Source organism: Dyadobacter endophyticus (assembly GCF_014641595.1).
Lineage (GTDB): Bacteria > Bacteroidota > Bacteroidia > Cytophagales > Spirosomataceae > Dyadobacter > Dyadobacter endophyticus.
Map to the genome: position 1 here is coordinate 1,065,270 of NZ_BMIA01000001.1, position 19,520 is coordinate 1,084,789.

The window sequence follows — 19,520 nt, forward strand, 5'->3', positions numbered from 1 at the left end:
GCTTGACGGATCGAGCAGGAAATCGTTTTGTAGCAGATTTTCGACAAATAATGGCTGGTTATCACTACATGGCCTTTTTTTCTGTTTTGTACCTTGCGGGTGGATAATTTACTGTATATCCGTTTTTTGTTTTGCGAGTGAAACTGGAAATTTTACCCTCCTGGCCCCATTCTGGCTTTTTCGAGTCAACAAGGCCCGGTCTTAAACTGTTTCTTCGTCTTTCCCAAGAATCAAGGTTATGAAAAGAATAATAGTCGCTGATGATCACCATGTCGTCCGCTTTGGATTAGCCATGATGCTTGTGGAACTCTTCCCCGATTGTATCATCGATGAAGCCTGGGATACAGAAAGTGTAATGGCCCTGATGAAGAAAAACACCTACACGTTGGTGTTGCTGGATTTGGTTATGCCCAATACAGATCCCACTATTTTGATGTACCACATCAAGAATTTTCATCCCAAAACCAAGGTGCTGGTTTTGTCAATGAATGAAGAAACGCTTTACGGTGCCCGTTTTATTCAACTGGGTGCTCACGGTTACCTGAAAAAGGATGCACCGAAGGATGAAATTGGAAAGGCAATCCATATCATTCTGGCGGGCAAGAAATATGTAAGCCAGAAACTGGCGGACATCTTGTTACAAAACTCTTTGGAGGGGAAATCGAACCGTCCTTTTGACAGATTGAGTACAAGGGAATTTCAGGTAGCCATGTACCTCGTGCAAGGCCACACCCAGGTGCAAATCGGCGACCTGATGAAGCTCAAATACGGCACAGTAAACACGCTAAAACAGCGTCTCTATGAAAAGCTGAACATAGAAAGCCATAACGAACTTGCCGAACTTGCTTTCATTTACGGGGTTTGATAGCCCTTCTTGATTTGAAGACCAGCCGGCTGCAATGCAATCCCGCTGACGACGACGACGGTACCCTTGTTCTCCTGACTATCTATTGCCAAATGCATACCCAAGCGAGTGACAAAATCAATAATGAACTGGTACCCCATTCTATTCCCAGACTCAAAATCTAGGGTTTCCCCGGAGTGTCGGATCAGGTTGTTTATCTTTCCCAATATTTCGGGTGTCATACCCTTGCCTGTATCCGACACACGAACTGAGCAGGTGTTGTCACTATCCCTGTAACAATGCACGCTTATAACGCCCTGATGGGTATGCTTACGGGCATTTTCTACAAGGTTGCGTAATATTGCCTTCAGCAGCTCCTTGTTGGTATATAGCTCGTAATTCTCTTCAGTTGTAAATTCAAAGGTATTACGCTGATGCCCCAATATCTCTTTGAAAAAAAGGTCGAGTTCGCCGACGAGCGAAGTAAAAGAAAAGGTTGTTTTCTTTAAATTAAATCTTTCGTCCTGTACCCGTGCCCATAGACTTAACTCATCGACAAAGGCATAAATTTCCCGGCTGGCGTTTTTCATTTCCCTGCTTATTAAACCTGCCTTCTCGTGTTGATTGGACATGACGGCTTCATAATTGGTATCGGACAGGTACCCGAGAAAATGCAATGGTGATTGGAGGTCATGCCCTACCATCATCAGCATTTTTTCTTTGAGGCGGTTCGCGTTGTTAAGATGGAAAGTGCGGTTTGCCACTTCCTGTTCCAGTTGTTTGTTTTGCTTCAAAAGGTACGCATACCTTATTTTCACAACCAGATAGATCAGCAAGAGAATCAAAATAATGGCGGCCAGTTTAAAATAAATGGTCTGGTAAAAGAACGGCTCGACAAACAAAGAAATGCTTGTCGTGGTGATGTTACCCGGGCCGAATCCCGCAGTTTTCCGGAACTGCAAACCGTATTGTCCGTGCGCGAGGTTATTGAACACCACCTTATTGTCTTCATTCAAGGGATGCCAAATGCTGTCCAGGCCCGTTAGCCTGTATTCAAGATACTGGTTGGCCGGGTTACCGTAAAATGGCGAGGCCGCCTCTACCTCAATGTATTTGAAGTCGGGCCGGAGCTGGATTGAATGGCCGTTCAGATATTGCTGTTTGCCGTCGACCAGCAGTTTATCGACAAATATTTTGCTGGTCGGAAGTAATTCCTTGATTGCGTCCGGATAAAATTGCACCAGCCCATCGATGGAAGGGAAAGAAAATTTACCATTGCCTAATACGACAGCGTAAGGGGTGCAGTTTCCATTGAATTCATTGATATTAAAACCCGATTCCTGTTTGAAACACTGGTAATATACGTCGGAGGTCTTTCCAGCTACAAAGAGGTCTAGGTCTGCTTTTCTGCATCGGAAAAGGCCGTTGTTTGTACTCATCCAGATAAACCCGCTATGGTCCTCCATGAAGGAATGGACATCTTTAAGTGAAGCCTTCCTATCCAAAGGCAGCTTTATAACGCGGTCGCCTTTAATAGCATAGAAACCCTTGCCGGTAGTGCCCACCCAAAGCACGTTGTTCCGATCCAGGTGCAGGGCTTCAATGTTGTACTGTTCGAGTGTTTTGTAGTGAATTTGCTTTCCTGTCCTGATATTCAGCAGCGCCATCAATTCCCTTCCTGCGATCCAGAAGTGCTCATTATCAACGGGCAAAAAAGTTTGTGCTCCATAATTGATATCGCAATGTTCGGGCAAAGATCGCAGTGAATCGCCATCTACATGTACCAGGCGCCGACCACCGGAAGTCAATACCCATATGCGGCCGTCCGGTGTTTCGCGGATACAACTGCTTCCGTAGCGATTAAATCGCTGTTTTAATTCATGGAGTTTTTCATCCATCTCGATCAGCATCACATTGTAGGTGGTGCTGGATGTCATAAACACCCTATCCAGCCAGTAATGCCCCCGGCTATCCCTGAGCACACCCCGAAACGCGCCCACGTCAAAAGGAAACCCCAGACGTGACCCTCCCGGATAAAGGAGTCCGAAGGCGGTGAGGGCGCCGGTTTCGCCGTAAGGCACCTGGGGGTAAAAATTTCCATATCCATTGCTATGCCGATAGGCTTCGAATTGCTTGCGGCGCAGAATATACACCCCATGCGTCGCCGTACCTATCACATACATATTCAGCTCGGGGTAACGCCGAAAGCAGGTGACATCCGACAGGTCCGCTTCCAGCACCAGTGTAGCCTTCAATTCATTGCTCCCCGCATCTGTAAGCTGGTAAATGGCTTTATCGGTATGGTAATATAGCAGGCCGTCGTGTTCTAGCAGGCCCTGTACCCTCGGCTCATCTTTTGCGTAGGCTTTCAGGTGCAGGGGCAGGCCGGTTATTCTGACCGTTGTTCTACGCTTGTCGGCATCCACGCACGACAATAACCCGGGCTTGTTCAGGAAATAACATTGTCGATTTTGTATAGCCCAAAATCTACCGTGCCCACCCGCCACGAGCTCGGGCAGGATCATTGACCAGCGAAGCTTTTTCCCCGACGAGAATGATAGCGAGTAGTCCTGAACAGAAAGAAATCCACCCTGCAACCGGGTGATCCTTCCCAAATAGGCTTCTTGCGAAATTTGCTGCATCCGGCCTCTGCTGTCGAAGGTCAGACTAACTCCGTCTCGAAAGCAGAGTACCCCTGCAGTGTCGAGCGAAAGGTCTCCAACCCGGTTGGATTTCATCAGAGGATAGTGATCTGCATCGTAAAGCTTAAACCGTTGCCCATCGAAACGCACCAACCCCGCTTCTGTACCGATCCACAGGAACCCGTCCTTATCCAATTCTACCCCCTTGGCGCTGTTTTGCGGCAACCCGTTTTGGCTGGTATAATGTGTAATGCTGTAATCTGGTGTCGCCGCAGCCACTTTCAGCCCTGAAAAGAGTGCGATGAAAAGTAGTGTGGTACTACAAGAAACAAGATACCGCATTTGTCGTGACATAGACGGGCGCATGCCGTAGATGGATTTTTCTACAATATACAGCCATTTTGTATTGATACCACTACAAAAATGCACTGCGGATCAATACGGGAAATGAAGCGCTTTACAGACCAAAACTGCCGATGTATTAATACAAACTATTTCGAAGTCAAAGAGCAATTTTGGCACTGCTAATTTCAGCTCAACTAATCATTTCTATTATGAAAAAGTCCTACGCTCTGCTTGCATGTTCTTTGCTTGCAATATGTTTTCAAACCCATGCCCAAACCAAGGTAGGCGGCTCCGGAGCTCCTGACAACAGCGCCATGCTTGAAGTAACCGGCGGCACGGGAAACAATAAAGGCTTACTGGCACCACGGCTCACCACTGCCCAGCGCGATGCTATCGTCAACCCCGCGACCGCATTGATGATCTACAATACTACCACAAACCAGTTGCAGGTAAATACAGGCACGCCTGCTGCACCGATATGGACGTCTTCCAGTGTCAGCAATGCATGGAACATCGCCGGCAATGCAGGCACCAACCCGGCTACTAACTACGTCGGCACTTCGGATGCACAGCCATTGGTGTTGCGCACAAATGCTTCGGAACGTGTGCGGATAACGGAAGCGGGTAACGTCGGTATCAACAACGGGGCCCCGCTTGCACCTTTATCGTTTGCAAATGCACTAGGAACAAAAGTCTCATTCTTTGATGGCGGCACGACCGTGGACTTTCTCGGGATCGGCGTCAGCCCTACTCAACTTAACTATCACACTGCTACCAACTCGTCTCACGTCTTCTGGGCAGGCGGAAAAAACGGCGACGGTACGGAGCTCGTCCGGATCCAAGGCGGCGGCAATGTAGGTATAGGTACTAATGCGCCCAGCACGAAACTGCATGTAAACGGCACTGCGAGGATCACCGGCAGTACCGGCACGCCCACTACCATTGTGGGTCGCGACGGTTCGGGAAATATCGGCAGTATCACCCTAGGTGCAGGTTTATCCATCGTCGGAGGCGCGCTGTCGGCATCTGGCGGATCTTCGGGCTGGTCGCTGACCGGCAATGCGGGCATTAACCCGGCTACCAATTATATCGGGACTACGGATGCCCAGCCGCTTTTGCTGCGTACGAATGCAGCAGAAAGATTCCGGATCACGCCCACGGGTAATATCGGTATCGGCAATGCGGCACCACTTGTTCCGCTGGCATTTGCCTCGGTTGTGGGCGCCAAACTTTCGTTTTTTGATAGCGGCGCCAACGACCAGGTTGGTTTTGGTGTGAGTTCGAATCAATTTAACTACCACACTGTCCCAGGCGCCGATCACGTATTTTTTGCCGGTGGCAGAAACGGTGATGGCACCGAGCTATTCCGCATGAAGGGCAATGGTAATGTAGGTATAGGAACCAATACGCCCAGCGCGAAGCTTGACGTAAACGGCACGGCGCGCATTGCAGGCAGCGCAGGAACAGCAACCGCCATTACCGGCCGTGACGGCACGGGCAATATCAGCAATATCACTTTGGGCGCCAATCTTTCCCTTGCCGGTGGCGTGTTGTCGGCATCGGGCGGTGGTGCCACTGGCTGGGGACTTACGGGTAATGCAGCCACAAACCCTGCTATCAACTACCTCGGCACCTCGGATGCCCAGCCGCTGGTAATGCGTACTAACGCGGCGGAACGTATGCGGGTCACCGAAACAGGAAATGTCGGTATAGGTACTGCTACACCGACAGCCAAATTGGATATACAAAGTGGTAATGTGAATTTTTCAGCGGAGTATGGCTTGAATTGGGATGGTGGAAATTCAGCCCGGATTTATATGTATCCGGGTTTGGGTCTTCCGGGTAACAACCTGTTCATGGAATCAGGTGAAAATATGATCTTTATTAGTGACCTGAACGGCACTGCACCTGGCACCAACAATAGGGGATTTATATGGGCAACAAACGCTAGCTGGCTAAATGGTGGTACACCAACCGAACGAATGCGCCTGACCAATTCCGGAAGACTGGGTTTAGGTACTACTAACCCGAGTTATACACTGGATGTGGCGGGCGACATCAATGCCTCCGCCTCCGTGCGTGCCAATGGCGTGGTGCTTACATCCGATGCACGTTTGAAACGCAATATCCTCGGTACAAAGCACGGCCTTTCGACGATTATGGCGCTCAATCCTGTCGAATATGAAAAGAAGCAAACGATTAAGGACAGCATTTACGATCATCACGAAATCGGCTTCGTTGCGCAAGAGATCGCGAAAGTGTTGCCTTCGTTGGTAAAAGAAGGAAATGATGCCGACAAAACGCTAGCCGTTTCCTACACCGAACTGATTCCGGTATTAACCAAAGCAATTCAGGAACAGCAGGCGCAAATCGAATCACTAAAAGCAGCAAACAAAGAATTGAAAGATGGTCAAGCGGTTACTGCACAATTGGTAGAGCGGGTTAAACAAATGGAGCAAATGCTGGGTGTCAAAGGAGCCGAAGGCATTTCAAGAGCAGTGAGCAAATAGCTTTAATGCCATTCATTTAAATCCAGTTGATATGAAACGAATTATAATACTAATCCTGATCACCGCGGCAGCAGGCGGCGCACGGGCACAAAACACGACTTACGGTGGTGCCAATGCCCCTGCGAATATCGACGGCGGCTATTTCAGCGACTACTCGCCCGGCGGTACTATCGTGCTGCCCGACGGGTTGGTAACATTGGCCAACGGTGCGACTTACGAACACGGTAACAATCTGCTGCAAATCAACGGCAACTGGACGTCCACCGGCAGTCTGGATATATTTCAGGCAATCGGCCTGAACAGTATCATCGGCAATGTTGCCCCATCTTTCTCGAATGTGAGGTTCAACATCGGGGCTGGCAACACGATGGCCATAAGCAATACACAGGGTATAGGAATTACCGGAAATCTGCAATTCAACAATGGCATTACCACGACTGTCCGCACTATGCACACCACCGGGTCGCTCCGTTTCAGTGACGGGGCGACTTATACCGGTGGCAGTTCGGATGCGCAGCACGTGAATGGTTATGTTACCAAAGTTGGCAACGATGCATTCGTGTTTCCCGTCGGCAGCGGCACAGACCTTCGAACGCTTTCCATTTCCGCCCCGGCAGCGGCGGCTACCATCAGTACCGCCTGGTTTGCAGGTAGCCCCGACGCGGTAACCGATCCGTCCGACGGAGGAACTCACAGCCGCACAGCTATCGCCGATCCTGTCAAAGCAGTAAGCGAAGCAGGCTTCTGGGACTGGCTCAACCCCGCAGGAAGCGACGATAATATCACCGTTACCGTTTCGATTCCAGACTTATCCAATTTCGCACTGACGGAAAATCTGCGTTTGGTGGGCTGGAATGGGACCCAATGGATTGACCTGAGTGCTGGTTTCAATGCGAGCGGAAACACTGAGAACAGCACGCTGACGGGCATAATCCCGGCAGGCACGGCCATCACCGCCATCGCAGTGGGCAGTGTCGAGATGCCACTGCCTGTCACGCTGGTTAGTTTCACGGGCAGGGCAGTTGAAAACACGAGCGTGCTGCAATGGGCAACGACCGAGGAAGTCAATGCATCGCATTTCGAGATACAGCGCAGCAACGATGCGAAAAGCTTTGAATCTATTGGGGAAGTAAATGCAAAAGGTGAAAGTAAAGTGCTTGTCAATTATCTTTTTACAGACAAAACACCTTTACCCGGTATCAACTATTACCGCCTGAAACAGATCGACCAGGATGGCTCCCATGCCTTTTCAAAGACCATTTCCATTGCGTTTGACACAGATGCCAAAATACTTGTTTACCCGAATCCTGTAACCGATTTTCTTCGGGTAGAATCAAGTAAAACGCCAGGCTCCCTTGAAATTTTCAACCTCAGCGGTCTCAGATTACAAAAGAGGGATCAGGTGCGAAATGGCCCATCGGAGATAGTGCCCGGGCCAGCCTCGGTTGTGGTTGACCTGCGCAGTTACCCGATTGGTATTTACATTTTGAAAGTTGATGGACAAACATTCAAGATCATAAAAAAATAAGCCCATAAAACGCTACATCATACCGGAGGCTACATTCACAATAGCCCCTGGTATGATATAGCGTTAGCGTGACTAACCGGCAGGGTTTCGATTATGGCAATCCCCTCAGACTCCTTACGGGGTTTGCCAAAGTAGCTTTAATGGCCTGGCAGCTAACTGTTAACAGGGTGGTTCCTCGTAATAGAATTTTTGGCATACTCCGTATCGGTAAATTGATAATCGAATGGATAGGCAGGATTATATTTGTCGAAAACCGGTCGGATTTTTTGGATAGCTGTGTTTTGTTAAAACCGCTTCTTAATATATACAAATCTTAAGGTTCTCTCAACTCCATTGTTGTCGGTGGTTTTGACAACTGCTGGTAGGGCGTTATTGGCATCAAAAACCTGCGTTACATGATTTATATGAGTTGAAAAGCCAGAAGAAGTCAAATCATTATTTGATATCGAATAGGTTGCATACGACTCCAACGTCGGCATATTTTTCGATTCAGATGCCAAGACACTTTCGGAACTTGCTTTGGAGAAGTCATCAGTTATTAGGAGGTATAAGTGTTCACCAAGCGTTTGATATGGATTGTTATACGAATCACCATAGGCAAATGTATCGATAGGTTGATAGGAGCTTGTCTGGAGCGGAAACGTGCATTTTACTAAGTTTCTGTTCGAATACTGATAGGAGATGGTATCTGAATCTGAATACCTAGGGACTCCCGCGATTACAAACCCGCCCTGGCGTTTGACGATCGTTCCGTTTTCTAATGTATACTTTCTGCAACGTCCATAAGATCCCGATTTACTAATGACTTCAATCGTGTCTTTTCGATAAAAGTAACTGGTATAATATGTCGCACTAATGGCGTTATTAACGATTTGGCGACAAGAGGCTAAGTTTCCATTTGAATCATATGAGAGGGAATCACACGTAGTAAGCCCAGTAGTAAAATTAACTAGTTGATTTTTAATGTTGTAATCAGCATAGAGCACCGTATCATTATCAACTACTACGCGTGACAGCAGATAATCCGTATCGCTCGGAGGGGAGGGATTGCTAAGAATTTCTTTTTTACATGCTAATAGCGTAAGGCAATATGCCATAAATGCGAGTAAACGTAGGGAGGCAGTCATTTGGAAAATTTTAATAATCGACAACAACTTTTCGGATTAAAGCATATTCTTCTTGCGCCAACATATCCACTTCTGGATTAGTTGCCGTATTTCATTGATTTTCGGGGCTTTCCTTTTCTGTTTGTCACCTTATTTTAATTCATGTATTTTTTTAATGCTTGAAGCAGTTTCGGGGCGGGAGCCTTTGGGGCTCACCGCGAAAACCGGAGCTTAAAGGGTGCATACATAAAACTCTAACCGATTGATTACTTCTTTACCACTACCGCATTCAAATGAAAAGAGTTTCCACCATTTGGATATGTAACAAACCCAAAAGGTGACTGCCCTGGGCATGGAGGTACCGAAAATATCTGGCGCGGGTACACTCAATATGAAGAGATGGAAGTCATCATAACCTTTAAAAGGCTACATTTGCGTCATAAACAATTTGACTATTATGGCTGACTTTCCCCCTTGCCCACACTGCAAATCTACTTATACGTATGAAATGGATACTCTGCTGGTATGCCCTGAGTGCGGACATGAGTGGAATTCTGACGAAAGCAATGTGGCCGAGGATTACTTTGTTGTAAAAGATAGCAACGGCAATATCCTTCAAAACGGCGATAGCGTTGTAACTATCAAAAACCTACCGGTAAAAGGTACTTCCCAAAGTATTAAAGCCGGTACCAAAGTGAGAAATATCCGCCTGGTAGATGGCGACCACAATATCGACTGTAAGATAGAGGGCTTTGGAGCTATGGCTCTTAAGTCAGAATTTGTAAAGAAAGCCTAGGAGTTGCACGTATCTACACGGTGGATTTATTGTCGGGGTTCAGATCATGTTTGCTTTAACGAATTTAATCAGGCAAACCCTGGGTCAATTGCAACGATCATGACCCTGGATTACTTCATAAAGCTCTACTTGTTGACTTGCTGTGCCCGTTGACCAGTGTGGCAGTCGCCTACGATGGTAATCCTTGTCAAGGCGTCCGTTGCGTATTTCAATTGTATGAAGCAAAATTTAACTGACGTCTCCCTCGATCCGCTGCTACGGTATTTTAACGGGCTCATACCTTTGGACGAGACTGAGAAGGGGCTTGTGGAAAGTACCTTTCACCCGCGTCTTTATCGTCGCAGGCAATATGTACATCAAGACGGCAACATATGTACGCATCTGAACTTTGTCGTGCGCGGTTGTCTTCGTATGTATAAGGTCGACGATCGGGGAACGACCCGCATTGTACAATTTGCCCCGGAAAACAGATGGATAAACGACCTTGGCAGTTTCCATAGTAAAAAAGCGTCTACGCTCAACATAGATGCCCTTGAAGATACCCTCGTTTTACAAATCAGTTATGAGGACCTTATCAGCCTTTATACCCGTGCGCCAAAATTTGACCGCATTTTCCGGGTGTTGATCGAAGATAGTTTTGTCAATTTGCAGCAGCGGTTCCTGGAAACTATCAGTTCGATTGCCGAAGACAGGTATCTCTCTTTTTTAGAGGTTTACCCGGAATTATCCAATCGACTCCCCCAGACTCAAATCGCTTCCTACCTGGGCATAACTCCTGAGTTTTTGAGCCGTCTGCGTAACAAACGGGGAGCAAAATCTTAAACTAGATCAATACTATTTCTTAACGTAGTTCATTGGCAGCAAAAGCTTAGTCAGAGACCTTTGCATTATCAAAACAAAACAGGAAAACTGCCGTTAGGCCGAGTCCTGAGCCGGATAGCGGAAGCGATGATACGTTAGCTCGTTGGCGATTTGCCTCTCGCATACACCGGTCCACGGGACACTCGATCTCTAAAGGAGCAGTTGTAAACATCATTTCAGACATGGTAAGAGAAGACAAAATGCGATTGATGGACCGATTTTTAACGTTCATCAACACTGCAAACCCGGAGATGGCAAACGAACTGATCCACCCGGAGGTAATATTTTACGTACCGGGCAACCCCGAGCCTATGCGGGGACCGGGTGGGTACATGGCGATTGTAGGCATGATGCGCGACGCATTTCCTGACGTGCAATGGAAGATCGATGACTCGGTATTTGATGGCGAAAAAGTGGCTGTACGCTTTACTATGAGCGGGACCCACGAAAATACCTTTTTGGGCATCCCGGCGACAGGCAAGACATTCGAGGTAAAAGCCATGAATTTCTACCGGTTTGAAAACAGGCAGATCGTAGAAGAATATGGCTTGCCTGACATGTTCGGGCTGATCCGGCAGCTTGGTGCGGCTCCGGGGATTTAACCATATTATTACCTGCTGAGCTAATCGGCCTGTACCAACCTGATTCCGGTAAACCGCTATCGCAAATGAGGATGGAACAAGTTATGGTAGGTAGCACCGCAGTGGTCTTCGGCGGGCACTGTGTTCGCAACAGGGATGAAGTTGCACGCTCTGGCCAATTCCGCGATTCACTTCAAGTGATACTTTTGCGAATTACCTCGGTTTAAAATATCAATCATTGGTGATCACGATCTTGCCGCCGGCACTGTTGCTGTCCATCAGCCGGTGTGCCTCTACGATCCCTTCAAGCCCGAATACGCGTCCGACCGGGAGTTGGATGGTATCGGCCGCCACGTCTGAGATAAATAACTGCAGTGCGCCGCTATCCAGGCGAAACTGGCCACTATCATAGACCGTCAGGCCAACGGTTGAAGGAATGAAATCCATAGGTGCAAAATCCTTAACCGACCATGTCTCCGATAGCATCCCGGTCATGCAAACCAATCCGCCTGGCCTGGCGCAGGCCAGTGAGTCTTTCAGGGTGTTTGTGCCAATGAGTTCAAGGACTTTATCCGCTGCACCAATGCCTTTTATTTTAGTTTGCAGATTCCCGTCATCAACAAGTACGTAATCCGCATTTCTGTCACGCAAAAACGCGTCCTTCTCCGGGTTCCGGCTGGTGGCAATGACAGTTAGGCCGGCTTGCTTAGCGATCTGGATGGCCAGCAGACCGACGGACGAAGTAGCGCCGCGTACCAACAGGCTTTCTCCGGCTCTGATACCCAGCGCCAGATAAAGTGAGCCATAGGCTGTCTGGAACATTTCCGGTATCGCCCCAAGGACATGCCAGGGCAAGTCGCTTGTAAATGGACAGGTAATGGCTTTGGGAAGCACCGTGTATTCTGCGTAGCTGCCATCAAAATCTCTTCCCATACCACCCATGCAAGCCGCAACACGCTGCCCCGGCGACCACTGACCGGAGGGGTCGCAGACAACCTCTCCAACGCATTCGATGCCTAATATGCGGGGAAAAACCACATCGGGTGAAAACCCTTTGCGTGTCATCAGTTCCGAACGGTTAAGCCCAAACGCGCGTACACGTACCAACACCTGCCCATCTTCCGGCGTAGGGATTTCACGCTCCCTGAGTATCAACCGTTCTGGCCCACCTGCCTCGTAAATAATAGCTGCTTTCATCGATTTCATAATCTTGTTGGCCTTTACAAACCTTTGATGCCAAAGCTGTTGAACATGTAAGTCACGATTTTCTAATTGCCGGATTGCTTTTTAAATACAAAAAAGTCGCGGTCTTCCAAAACCTGGAACGATAGTCGTCGGTCTCCGGAACAACGGATTTATCTACAGTGCAAAGGTCAAACATTGCCGCGAGGTGAACCCTTAACCTATCATAAGAAATATCCTTGATCTAGTTTAAGTACCACGCGCAGATAGTGCATTTTACCGGGGATTATAAATTTGACCAGCTTCGTGATCGAAATAACGTTCGAGAATCGCTGGAACTCCTGACAACAAACCTGTGTCTCCGGCATATTGGTAGGTGTTCTCACCTCACGCCCGGCGGATAGGTATTTGCCGCAGCGTAGGCTTCGACGTTAATGTTTGGCAACTCGGGCGATCGTCTTTTATATCGGCCGTTTAGTGAGATGACCGCATTAAATGTCTTTTGCCAATAAAGCAGATTCATTTTCTACGTAACCTCTATCAGCGTCGATTGCTCCCGTCACTACGCAAAATGCGCCCCTCCCAATTGCAGATGATATTAGTTTGAACTGATTTCCTTCCAGAACGCCACGGAACGATTTCTCGGTATTCTGGGATGTCAAATTCTCTGACTTCCCAGTTCTGCGAGCAAGCGTATTCAACGTATCCTCATGCGTATCTATTAGTCTAAATTCTAGCCTTTTGGTAGGGAATAATTTCATTCTTTTAAAATTTAACGACTTCTTCAATTTCCTTCTTCGGTGTGCTCATCAAGGCGACATGTACGCGTTTTTTATGAAAATCAACTTTGCCCAAACTGTAAAATAAACTTGCTTTTTAGTAAAGCTAACTTTACATTTGATAAACTTCAATTTCGTGACTCATGAGACAGCAGGATTGGTTATTCCCACATGTATTTAGAAAAGTCGGCTGGTTGATCGTGGCCGTATTGTCCATCTTCTTTCTGGTGTTACGCAGTAATGCTGGTCAAGAATACTTTGACAGCTATCGAAACGGGCGTGACTATCCGTTGAGTTGGGCTGACTATACAGATATCATTGTCAATGTATTTATAATCGGATTTGCCATTGGGCTAATCTTGATTGCATTCTCAAGAGAGAAGCACGAGGACGAAATGATCCAAAAACTCAGATTGCAAGCTTTACAGTGGAGTGTTTACGCCAATTATATCGTGCTGATTCTTTGTTCTTTACTGTTTTACTGGACCGATTTTTTTAATGTATTGGTTCTCAATATGTACACCGTCTTGTTGGCTTTTATAATAGTCTTTCGCTGGACCTTGCACCAGATGAACAAAGAGTCATTATCATGAAGAACCGACTTAAGGTTGCACGTGCAGAACACAACATATCGCAGGCTGAATTAGCGGAAAAGGTTGGAGTAAGCAGGCAAACCATCAATTCGATAGAAGTTGGCAGATACACTCCTTCGGCGGTATTGGCATTGAAAATAGCAAGGGCATTCGGAAAAATGGCCGAAGAAATATTTCAGCTGGAAGATTCAGACTAGTTATCGCCGAAACCCCAGAACATTGATACCCGGCACATGGCCGAGGTCGATCGTCCCTATTGCTAGATTATTTCACCTATTTTATAAAAATCATAATTATATCAATCTATTTTGTTCAAACTCGAAATTAATAGACTGTCGATGCGGAAAACCTTGAAATTTTTATGAATATGTGGCTAAATTGGGGAGAAGATATTTGGTGGGATCAACGATTTATTTAAAAATGGACGCGCTCGATGAAACTTTTCTGCTGAGAGACATTGCTTTGGGAGACAGCAAGGCTTTCGATGAGGTATACCATCGCTACTACGGCGAGATACGCCGCTATGTGCTCAAATTCGTCAAATCGGCCGACCACACTGAGGATCTTTGCCAGGAAATCTTCCTGAAAGTGTGGGAAAAACGCGAAACGCTGCCCAACCTGCATTCGTTCCGCGCCTACCTTTTCACGGTTTCCAAAAACCGGGTCCTCGATTTCCTTCGTCACGCTGCTACCGAGCGTTCCGTGCGGGAGGAGGTCATCAGCGCTTCGCTGCAGCACGCGAGCCATGTCGAGGAGGCGCTGCAATCGGAAGAATATCAGCATTATCTGCAAAAGGTGCTTCGCGAACTTTCCCCACGCGACCAGGAGGTTTTCCGCCTGTGCCGCGAAATGGAGCATACCTACGACGAAGCCGCCGAAGTACTCGGCATCTCCCGCAACGCCATTAAAAAACACATGGTAAAGGCCATCAAGTACATCAAATATTCTGCCTGCAAGAGCTTTGGACTGTCGTTCAATTCGTTGGTTTTGTGTGGGTTAGTAATTTGGTGAGTATTGAAATTACGATTCTCACAAAAAAAATTACATAGGTGGGTACCCTGTTGCCCGTCTCGCCCGTCTTCATCATAAATAGCCGGAAAAATGGAAGAAAAGCAATTCCAGGAAATACTCGTAAAGCGTTACCTGGCTAATGCATTGAGCAAAGAGGAGCTGGACGTTTTCTTTCGATTCCTCGGCGAAGGCAAACTGGATGCGGAACTTCACCGACAGCTCGACGAAGAAAGTGGTTTAGAAAAACGGCCGGTTCAACCGCTCCGCAGCGGGCGATGGACGGTCCTTTCCCCGACATTCCGCATTGCCGCGTCGGTATTGCTGGTAATAGGCATGGCATACTTCGCCTGGAAACATAATACCTTCCAGTTGTTTGCAAACACGGTTTCGGTGGCGACGGGCAAGGGTGAACGAAAAGAAATAAAACTTCCCGATGGCTCGGTGGTGTGGCTCAATGAATCTAGCAGTATGGAATATCCGGCCCATTTCGAGGCCCACACGCGGAAAGTGACGCTGCTCGACGGCGAGGCGTATTTCGATATAAAAAGAGACGAATCAAAGCCGTTTTTCGTGGAAGCCTCAGGCACCACAACGCGCGTGTTGGGCACCGCATTCAACATCCGATCGTACCATTTTTTGAAAAGTATATTGGTAACCGTTACTCGCGGGAAGGTAGAAGTGCAGAAAGCCGAAGGCGGGCCTGACAAGAAGGTACTTTTGCCCAACGAACAGGTGTGCTATGATGTGAGGACCCGCCAGATCCGGAAAGTGAATGTCAACAGCGTCAACGCGGTGGCGTGGAAGGAAGGCAAGCTATTGTTCGATAATGAGAGCTTCGCCAACGTGATTGCTATTCTTGAAAATAAATTTGATGTAAAGATCCAGGCGGAAGGATCGATACGGGAATATCATATGTCTGCCGAATTTGCCTCAACCGACTCCCTCCCTCGCATACTCGATCTACTATCCCTCGCCAACAACCTCGAATACCGCATTGAAAACAACCTGATAACGCTTGTCCCCAAAAAAAGACCCATTTGAACCGGGCGCCTATGTAACGAACGATCGCCCTTCGACGTAAAAAATCCGGCAAGCCGAAGCCCGCCGGACTATGTGATAGTGAAAATCAGAACGTAACGCCAATCACTGACTGATCTTGCTATCCGGAAGCTGGAATTAATGTTTCACGATTATCCCAACTCATTCAAAGGTATGAAAAATTGTACCAGAAGTTTACTGTCCATACACAAATGGACACGCCTGACCGCGCTCTCCCTGTTTTGCGCGCTGCTGGTGACGATGCCTTCCGCCCGAGCGGAAAGAGACGTCAAGCAGAGCCTTCAGGAAGTGACGATCGACCTGACCCTACACGACAGGAGCCTGAAAGAGGCATTCAACCTGATTAAGAAAAAGACCGGCTTCAAATTTGTGTACAATGAGGAACTCGTGGCCCCTTACCGGGTCAATATCGCGGTGAGCCACAAGCCGGTGGACGCGGTGCTCGACGAGTTGCTCGGCCCGACCCGCCTCGATTACCGGGAGCAGCGGGGCACAGTGGTAATCGTTGAAAAAGAGGCGAAAACCACCGGCCAGATCCAGAAAACGGAAATCCTGCTCGCGTCGCTCGTACGCCCCGCGGACCGCGAAATAGCTGGCGTAGTGACTGACAACGACAATGGCGAGGCATTACCGGGCGTGGCGGTGCTCGTGAAAGGCACTTCCACCGGCACTATCACCGACATGAATGGCAAGTACACGATCAAGGTGTCGGACTCGGGTGCGCCTGTGCTCGTGTTCTCGTACGTGGGCTACGTGGCGCAAGAGGTGGCGGTAGGTAGCCAGTCGGCGGTCAGTATCAAGCTGGCGAGTAGTACCAAGCAGTTGAACGAGTTGATGGTCGTGGGGTACGGCACGCAATCCAAGGAGGAGTTTACCGGCTCGGCGGCGCGGGTGACGGGGGATAAATTGAAGGATATGCCGGTGCAGAGTTTCGACCAGGGACTGGCTGGCCGCGCTACGGGCGTGAGCATCGGTCAGCCCAACGGCGTGCTCAACAACCCGCCCGTGATCCGCATCCGGGGTGTTAACTCGATCTCTCTCAGCTCGTTCCCGTTGATCGTTGTGGATGGCATCCCCATTAATACCGGTGACGTTTCGGCCAACACCACGGTAGCCAACAACCCGCTGGGCGACATCAACCCCGCCGATATCGAATCGATAGACGTGCTGAAAGATGCCGCCTCGACTTCCATTTACGGCTCCCGCGCGGCTGCGGGCGTGCTCCTGATCACTACCAAAAGTGGTAAAACCGGCAAGGCCAAAGTAACCTACGAAGGCTGGACTGGCATGACCAAAGCCACGCGACTGCCCAAAATGCTCGACGCGCAGCAGTTTATGGATATTAAGAATGAAGGTGTAATGAATGCCAAAATCCTGGGCGGTAATGCGAATAACGATGCGGTAGCCTCGGCACTTTTCTTCCCGATTATCCAGGAAGATGGCTCCATTGTGAATACCAACTGGTACGATAAGGTGTACCAGACCGGCGTTTCCCAAAACCACAGCATCAGCGTTTCGGGTGGTTCGGAATCGACGAAATACTACTTTTCTACGAATTACAGCAACCAGAAAGGCATACTGAAAACCAATCAGTTTACCCGCAAGGCGGCCCGTTTCAATATCGATCACAAGCTCAACTCGTGGCTATCATTTTCGGGAAATATCAATTATAACACAAGCCTGAATGCCTCGCCCAATACGGGTTCGCTGAGCGGTAATGCGTTCGGTTTGGTGGGATCGGCCCGGCTTGCCTGGCTTTCGGCACCGAACGTGTACGCCGTCAACCCCGACGGCTCCTATAATGTGAGTACCTCCAACACATTAGGCATGGGCAACAACAAAGTGGCCAGCAACTTTTACAACCCCGTGCCCCTGCTCGATTTGAACAAATACACCTCCGAAAACGACCGCATTATCGCCAATTTTGGCACTACTGTGAAGATTTTCAAAGGTTTGCAATACAAAATGAGCTATGCTATGGACCGCCTGAAAGTCGAGAACGTGAGCTTCAACAGCCCCGTGCACGGACCCGGAAACTCTACCAACGGCAGCGCTACCAACAGCAGCAGGCTCATCGGTAACTGGAACTGGACCAACACATTGAATTACCAGACTACCATCGCCACCAATCACAACCTCTCCGTGCTGGCAGGTTATGATGTGCAGAAATTCGAAACAACCGCCTGGGGCGCTACCCGCACGCAGCTTTCGGACCCATTCTTCGACGAGTTCCAGGGAAGTTACGGACAAATCTCGCCCACAGCCAATGTGATGACCGAGAGTGCATTGGCATCGGTGTTCTCGCGCTTCACCTATGATTTCAGTAAAAAGTACTTTTTCACACTCAATTACCGCCGAGACGGAAACTCGGCGCTCGGTAGTGGCAAAAAGTACGGCAATTTCGGCGGAGTCTCGGCCGGATGGAGCATTTCGGAAGAGGAGTTTTACAAACATTCCAAACTGGCGGACGTGATGAGCAGCGTGAAATTCCGCGCAAGTTGGGGACGCGTGGGCAACTCGGGCGTAAGCGCCTACGGCTCGCTTGCATTGTACGAGTCGGGCCTGTATGGGGCCGTGCCTACGTGGAATTTCAGCCAGGGCGGCAACCCCGATCTGGGTTGGGAAACCAGCAACCAGACCAACGTGGGTGCCGACGTCAGCTTCCTTAACGACCGGATTACCCTCGAAGCCACTTACTATGCCAACAGCGTCAACGGGCTGATCCTCAATGTACCGCAATCGCCTTCGAAGGGGATTCCGGGCGATGCGATATTCATGAACATCGGCGCAATGTATAACCACGGCGTCGAGCTCGGCGTGAATGCTAATATTATCCGCAGGGGCAAGCTGAGCTGGAATGCGAGCCTCAATTTTACGCATAACAAAAACAAGGTTACCGAGCTCTACGGACAGGGAACGGAGCTTGTGGGGACCACTTCCACAGCGGCAGAGGCGACCAACATTACCCGCGTCGGCTATTCGGTAGGTAGCTTGTATGGGGCAAAAACCGACGGTGTGAACCCTGAAAACGGCCAGCGTATCTTCATCAACAAGGCAGGCGACCGTGTGCAGTATAGCCACGTGGTACCTGCGGGTGGCAGCCGCTGGACTTACCTGGACGGCTCTCCCGCACCTGCCATCGCGGTGGACGATTACTATCTGCTAGGCAATGCGCTGCCGACCTATTACGGCGGGTTCATCAATAATGTGAAGTACGGACAATGGGATTTGGGCATGAACTTCACTTATTCCGGCGGCAACCTCGTAATGAACGGCACCAAAGGCACCTGGCGCGACCAGCGTTTCTGGAACAACACCACCGAGGTGCTCGACCGCTGGACCACGCCCGGACAGGTAACCAACATCCCGCGCGTCGTGTACGGCGACCTGCTTTCGAACGGCTCGTCGTGGCCAATCTCCGAGAATGCCGAGAAGGGCGATTTCCTGAGGTTGCAGTCGGTGTCGCTGGGTTACCGTGTGCCGGGGACGATCCTGAGCAGACTGGGGCTAAGTTCGGTGCGGTTATATGCACAGGTTTTCAATGCATTTATCCTCACCAAATACACCGGTACCGATCCTGAGATTTCGGTCAATGGTAATTCTAATACGACTCCGGGGGTTGAGAAAAACTCCATTCCGCAGGGCCGCACTTTCACATTTGGTTTAAATCTCGGTTTCTGATC

At 48.9% G+C, this 19,520-nt stretch carries 14 protein-coding genes; 11 read left to right on the forward strand and 3 right to left on the reverse strand.

What is annotated here, in order from left to right:
• The first annotated feature begins 238 nt into the window (after nucleotides 1–238).
• A complete protein-coding gene (locus IEY24_RS04450; protein ID WP_188929049.1) occupies nucleotides 239–865 on the forward strand; it encodes a response regulator in 627 nt (208 codons plus the stop codon).
• Here IEY24_RS04450 and IEY24_RS04455 read toward each other — a convergent pair.
• Entirely contained in the window at nucleotides 853–3,828 is a 2,976-nt protein-coding gene (locus tag IEY24_RS04455) for a ligand-binding sensor domain-containing protein (protein WP_229221342.1), read from the reverse strand. The two genes, IEY24_RS04450 and IEY24_RS04455, sit on opposite strands and share 13 nt — an antisense overlap.
• Nucleotides 3,829–4,040: 212 nt before the next feature.
• Between IEY24_RS04455 and IEY24_RS04460 the strand changes: the two genes are divergently transcribed.
• Both IEY24_RS04460 and IEY24_RS04465 read left to right on the forward strand, forming a co-directional pair.
• Nucleotides 4,041–6,341, forward strand: a complete 2,301-nt coding sequence (locus IEY24_RS04460; RefSeq protein WP_188929053.1) for a tail fiber domain-containing protein — start codon at nucleotides 4,041–4,043, stop codon at nucleotides 6,339–6,341.
• A 31-nt stretch (nucleotides 6,342–6,372) separates the two neighbouring features.
• Nucleotides 6,373–7,869 (forward strand): T9SS type A sorting domain-containing protein, encoded by a 1,497-nt coding sequence (locus IEY24_RS04465; RefSeq protein WP_188929055.1) that lies wholly within the window; start codon nucleotides 6,373–6,375, stop codon nucleotides 7,867–7,869.
• Between the two features lie 284 nt (nucleotides 7,870–8,153).
• Here IEY24_RS04465 and IEY24_RS04470 read toward each other — a convergent pair whose 3' ends face one another.
• Nucleotides 8,154–8,996 carry a hypothetical protein gene (locus IEY24_RS04470; RefSeq protein WP_188929057.1) on the reverse strand — a complete coding sequence of 281 codons (843 nt, stop codon included), beginning with the start codon at nucleotides 8,994–8,996 and terminating at the stop codon, nucleotides 8,154–8,156.
• Nucleotides 8,997–9,432: 436 nt separating this feature from the next.
• Between IEY24_RS04470 and IEY24_RS04475 the strand changes: the two genes are divergently transcribed.
• The 3 genes from IEY24_RS04475 to IEY24_RS04485 all read left to right on the forward strand — a co-directional run bounded on the left by IEY24_RS04475 (nucleotide 9,433) and on the right by IEY24_RS04485 (nucleotide 11,234).
• On the forward strand, nucleotides 9,433–9,771 hold the full coding sequence (locus IEY24_RS04475; RefSeq protein ID WP_188929059.1) for a zinc ribbon domain-containing protein YjdM: 339 nt from the start codon (nucleotides 9,433–9,435) through the stop codon (nucleotides 9,769–9,771).
• Nucleotides 9,772–9,987: 216 nt separating this feature from the next.
• Nucleotides 9,988–10,593 carry a Crp/Fnr family transcriptional regulator gene (locus IEY24_RS04480; RefSeq protein ID WP_188929061.1) on the forward strand — a complete coding sequence of 202 codons (606 nt, stop codon included), beginning with the start codon at nucleotides 9,988–9,990 and terminating at the stop codon, nucleotides 10,591–10,593.
• A 248-nt stretch (nucleotides 10,594–10,841) separates the two neighbouring features.
• Nucleotides 10,842–11,234, forward strand: a complete 393-nt coding sequence (locus IEY24_RS04485; protein ID WP_229221344.1) for an ester cyclase — start codon at nucleotides 10,842–10,844, stop codon at nucleotides 11,232–11,234.
• Nucleotides 11,235–11,444: 210 nt separating this feature from the next.
• Here IEY24_RS04485 and IEY24_RS04490 read toward each other — a convergent pair whose 3' ends face one another.
• Nucleotides 11,445–12,410: a zinc-binding alcohol dehydrogenase family protein gene (locus IEY24_RS04490; RefSeq protein WP_188929065.1), complete on the reverse strand. Its 966-nt coding sequence runs from the start codon at nucleotides 12,408–12,410 to the stop codon at nucleotides 11,445–11,447.
• 907 nt (nucleotides 12,411–13,317) lie between these two features.
• On the opposite strand from IEY24_RS04490, the gene IEY24_RS04495 reads away from it, so the two are divergent.
• The 5 genes from IEY24_RS04495 to IEY24_RS04515 all read left to right on the forward strand — a co-directional run bounded on the left by IEY24_RS04495 (nucleotide 13,318) and on the right by IEY24_RS04515 (nucleotide 19,518).
• A complete protein-coding gene (locus IEY24_RS04495) occupies nucleotides 13,318–13,767 on the forward strand; it encodes a hypothetical protein (protein WP_188929067.1) in 450 nt (149 codons plus the stop codon).
• A complete protein-coding gene (locus tag IEY24_RS04500; RefSeq protein WP_229221346.1) occupies nucleotides 13,764–13,964 on the forward strand; it encodes a helix-turn-helix transcriptional regulator in 201 nt (66 codons plus the stop codon). The genes IEY24_RS04495 and IEY24_RS04500 overlap by 4 nt, the downstream gene beginning before the upstream one ends.
• A 223-nt stretch (nucleotides 13,965–14,187) precedes the next feature.
• Nucleotides 14,188–14,778 carry an RNA polymerase sigma factor gene (locus IEY24_RS04505; RefSeq protein WP_188929069.1) on the forward strand — a complete coding sequence of 197 codons (591 nt, stop codon included), beginning with the start codon at nucleotides 14,188–14,190 and terminating at the stop codon, nucleotides 14,776–14,778.
• Between the two features lie 90 nt (nucleotides 14,779–14,868).
• Nucleotides 14,869–15,819, forward strand: coding sequence for a FecR family protein (locus IEY24_RS04510; RefSeq protein ID WP_188929071.1), 951 nt, complete (start codon nucleotides 14,869–14,871; stop codon nucleotides 15,817–15,819).
• 171 nt (nucleotides 15,820–15,990) lie between these two features.
• The gene (locus tag IEY24_RS04515) at nucleotides 15,991–19,518 is read left to right on the forward strand and encodes a SusC/RagA family TonB-linked outer membrane protein (RefSeq protein ID WP_188929073.1); all 3,528 of its coding nucleotides are present in this window, start codon (nucleotides 15,991–15,993) and stop codon (nucleotides 19,516–19,518) included.
• Nucleotides 19,519–19,520 lie beyond the last annotated feature (2 nt).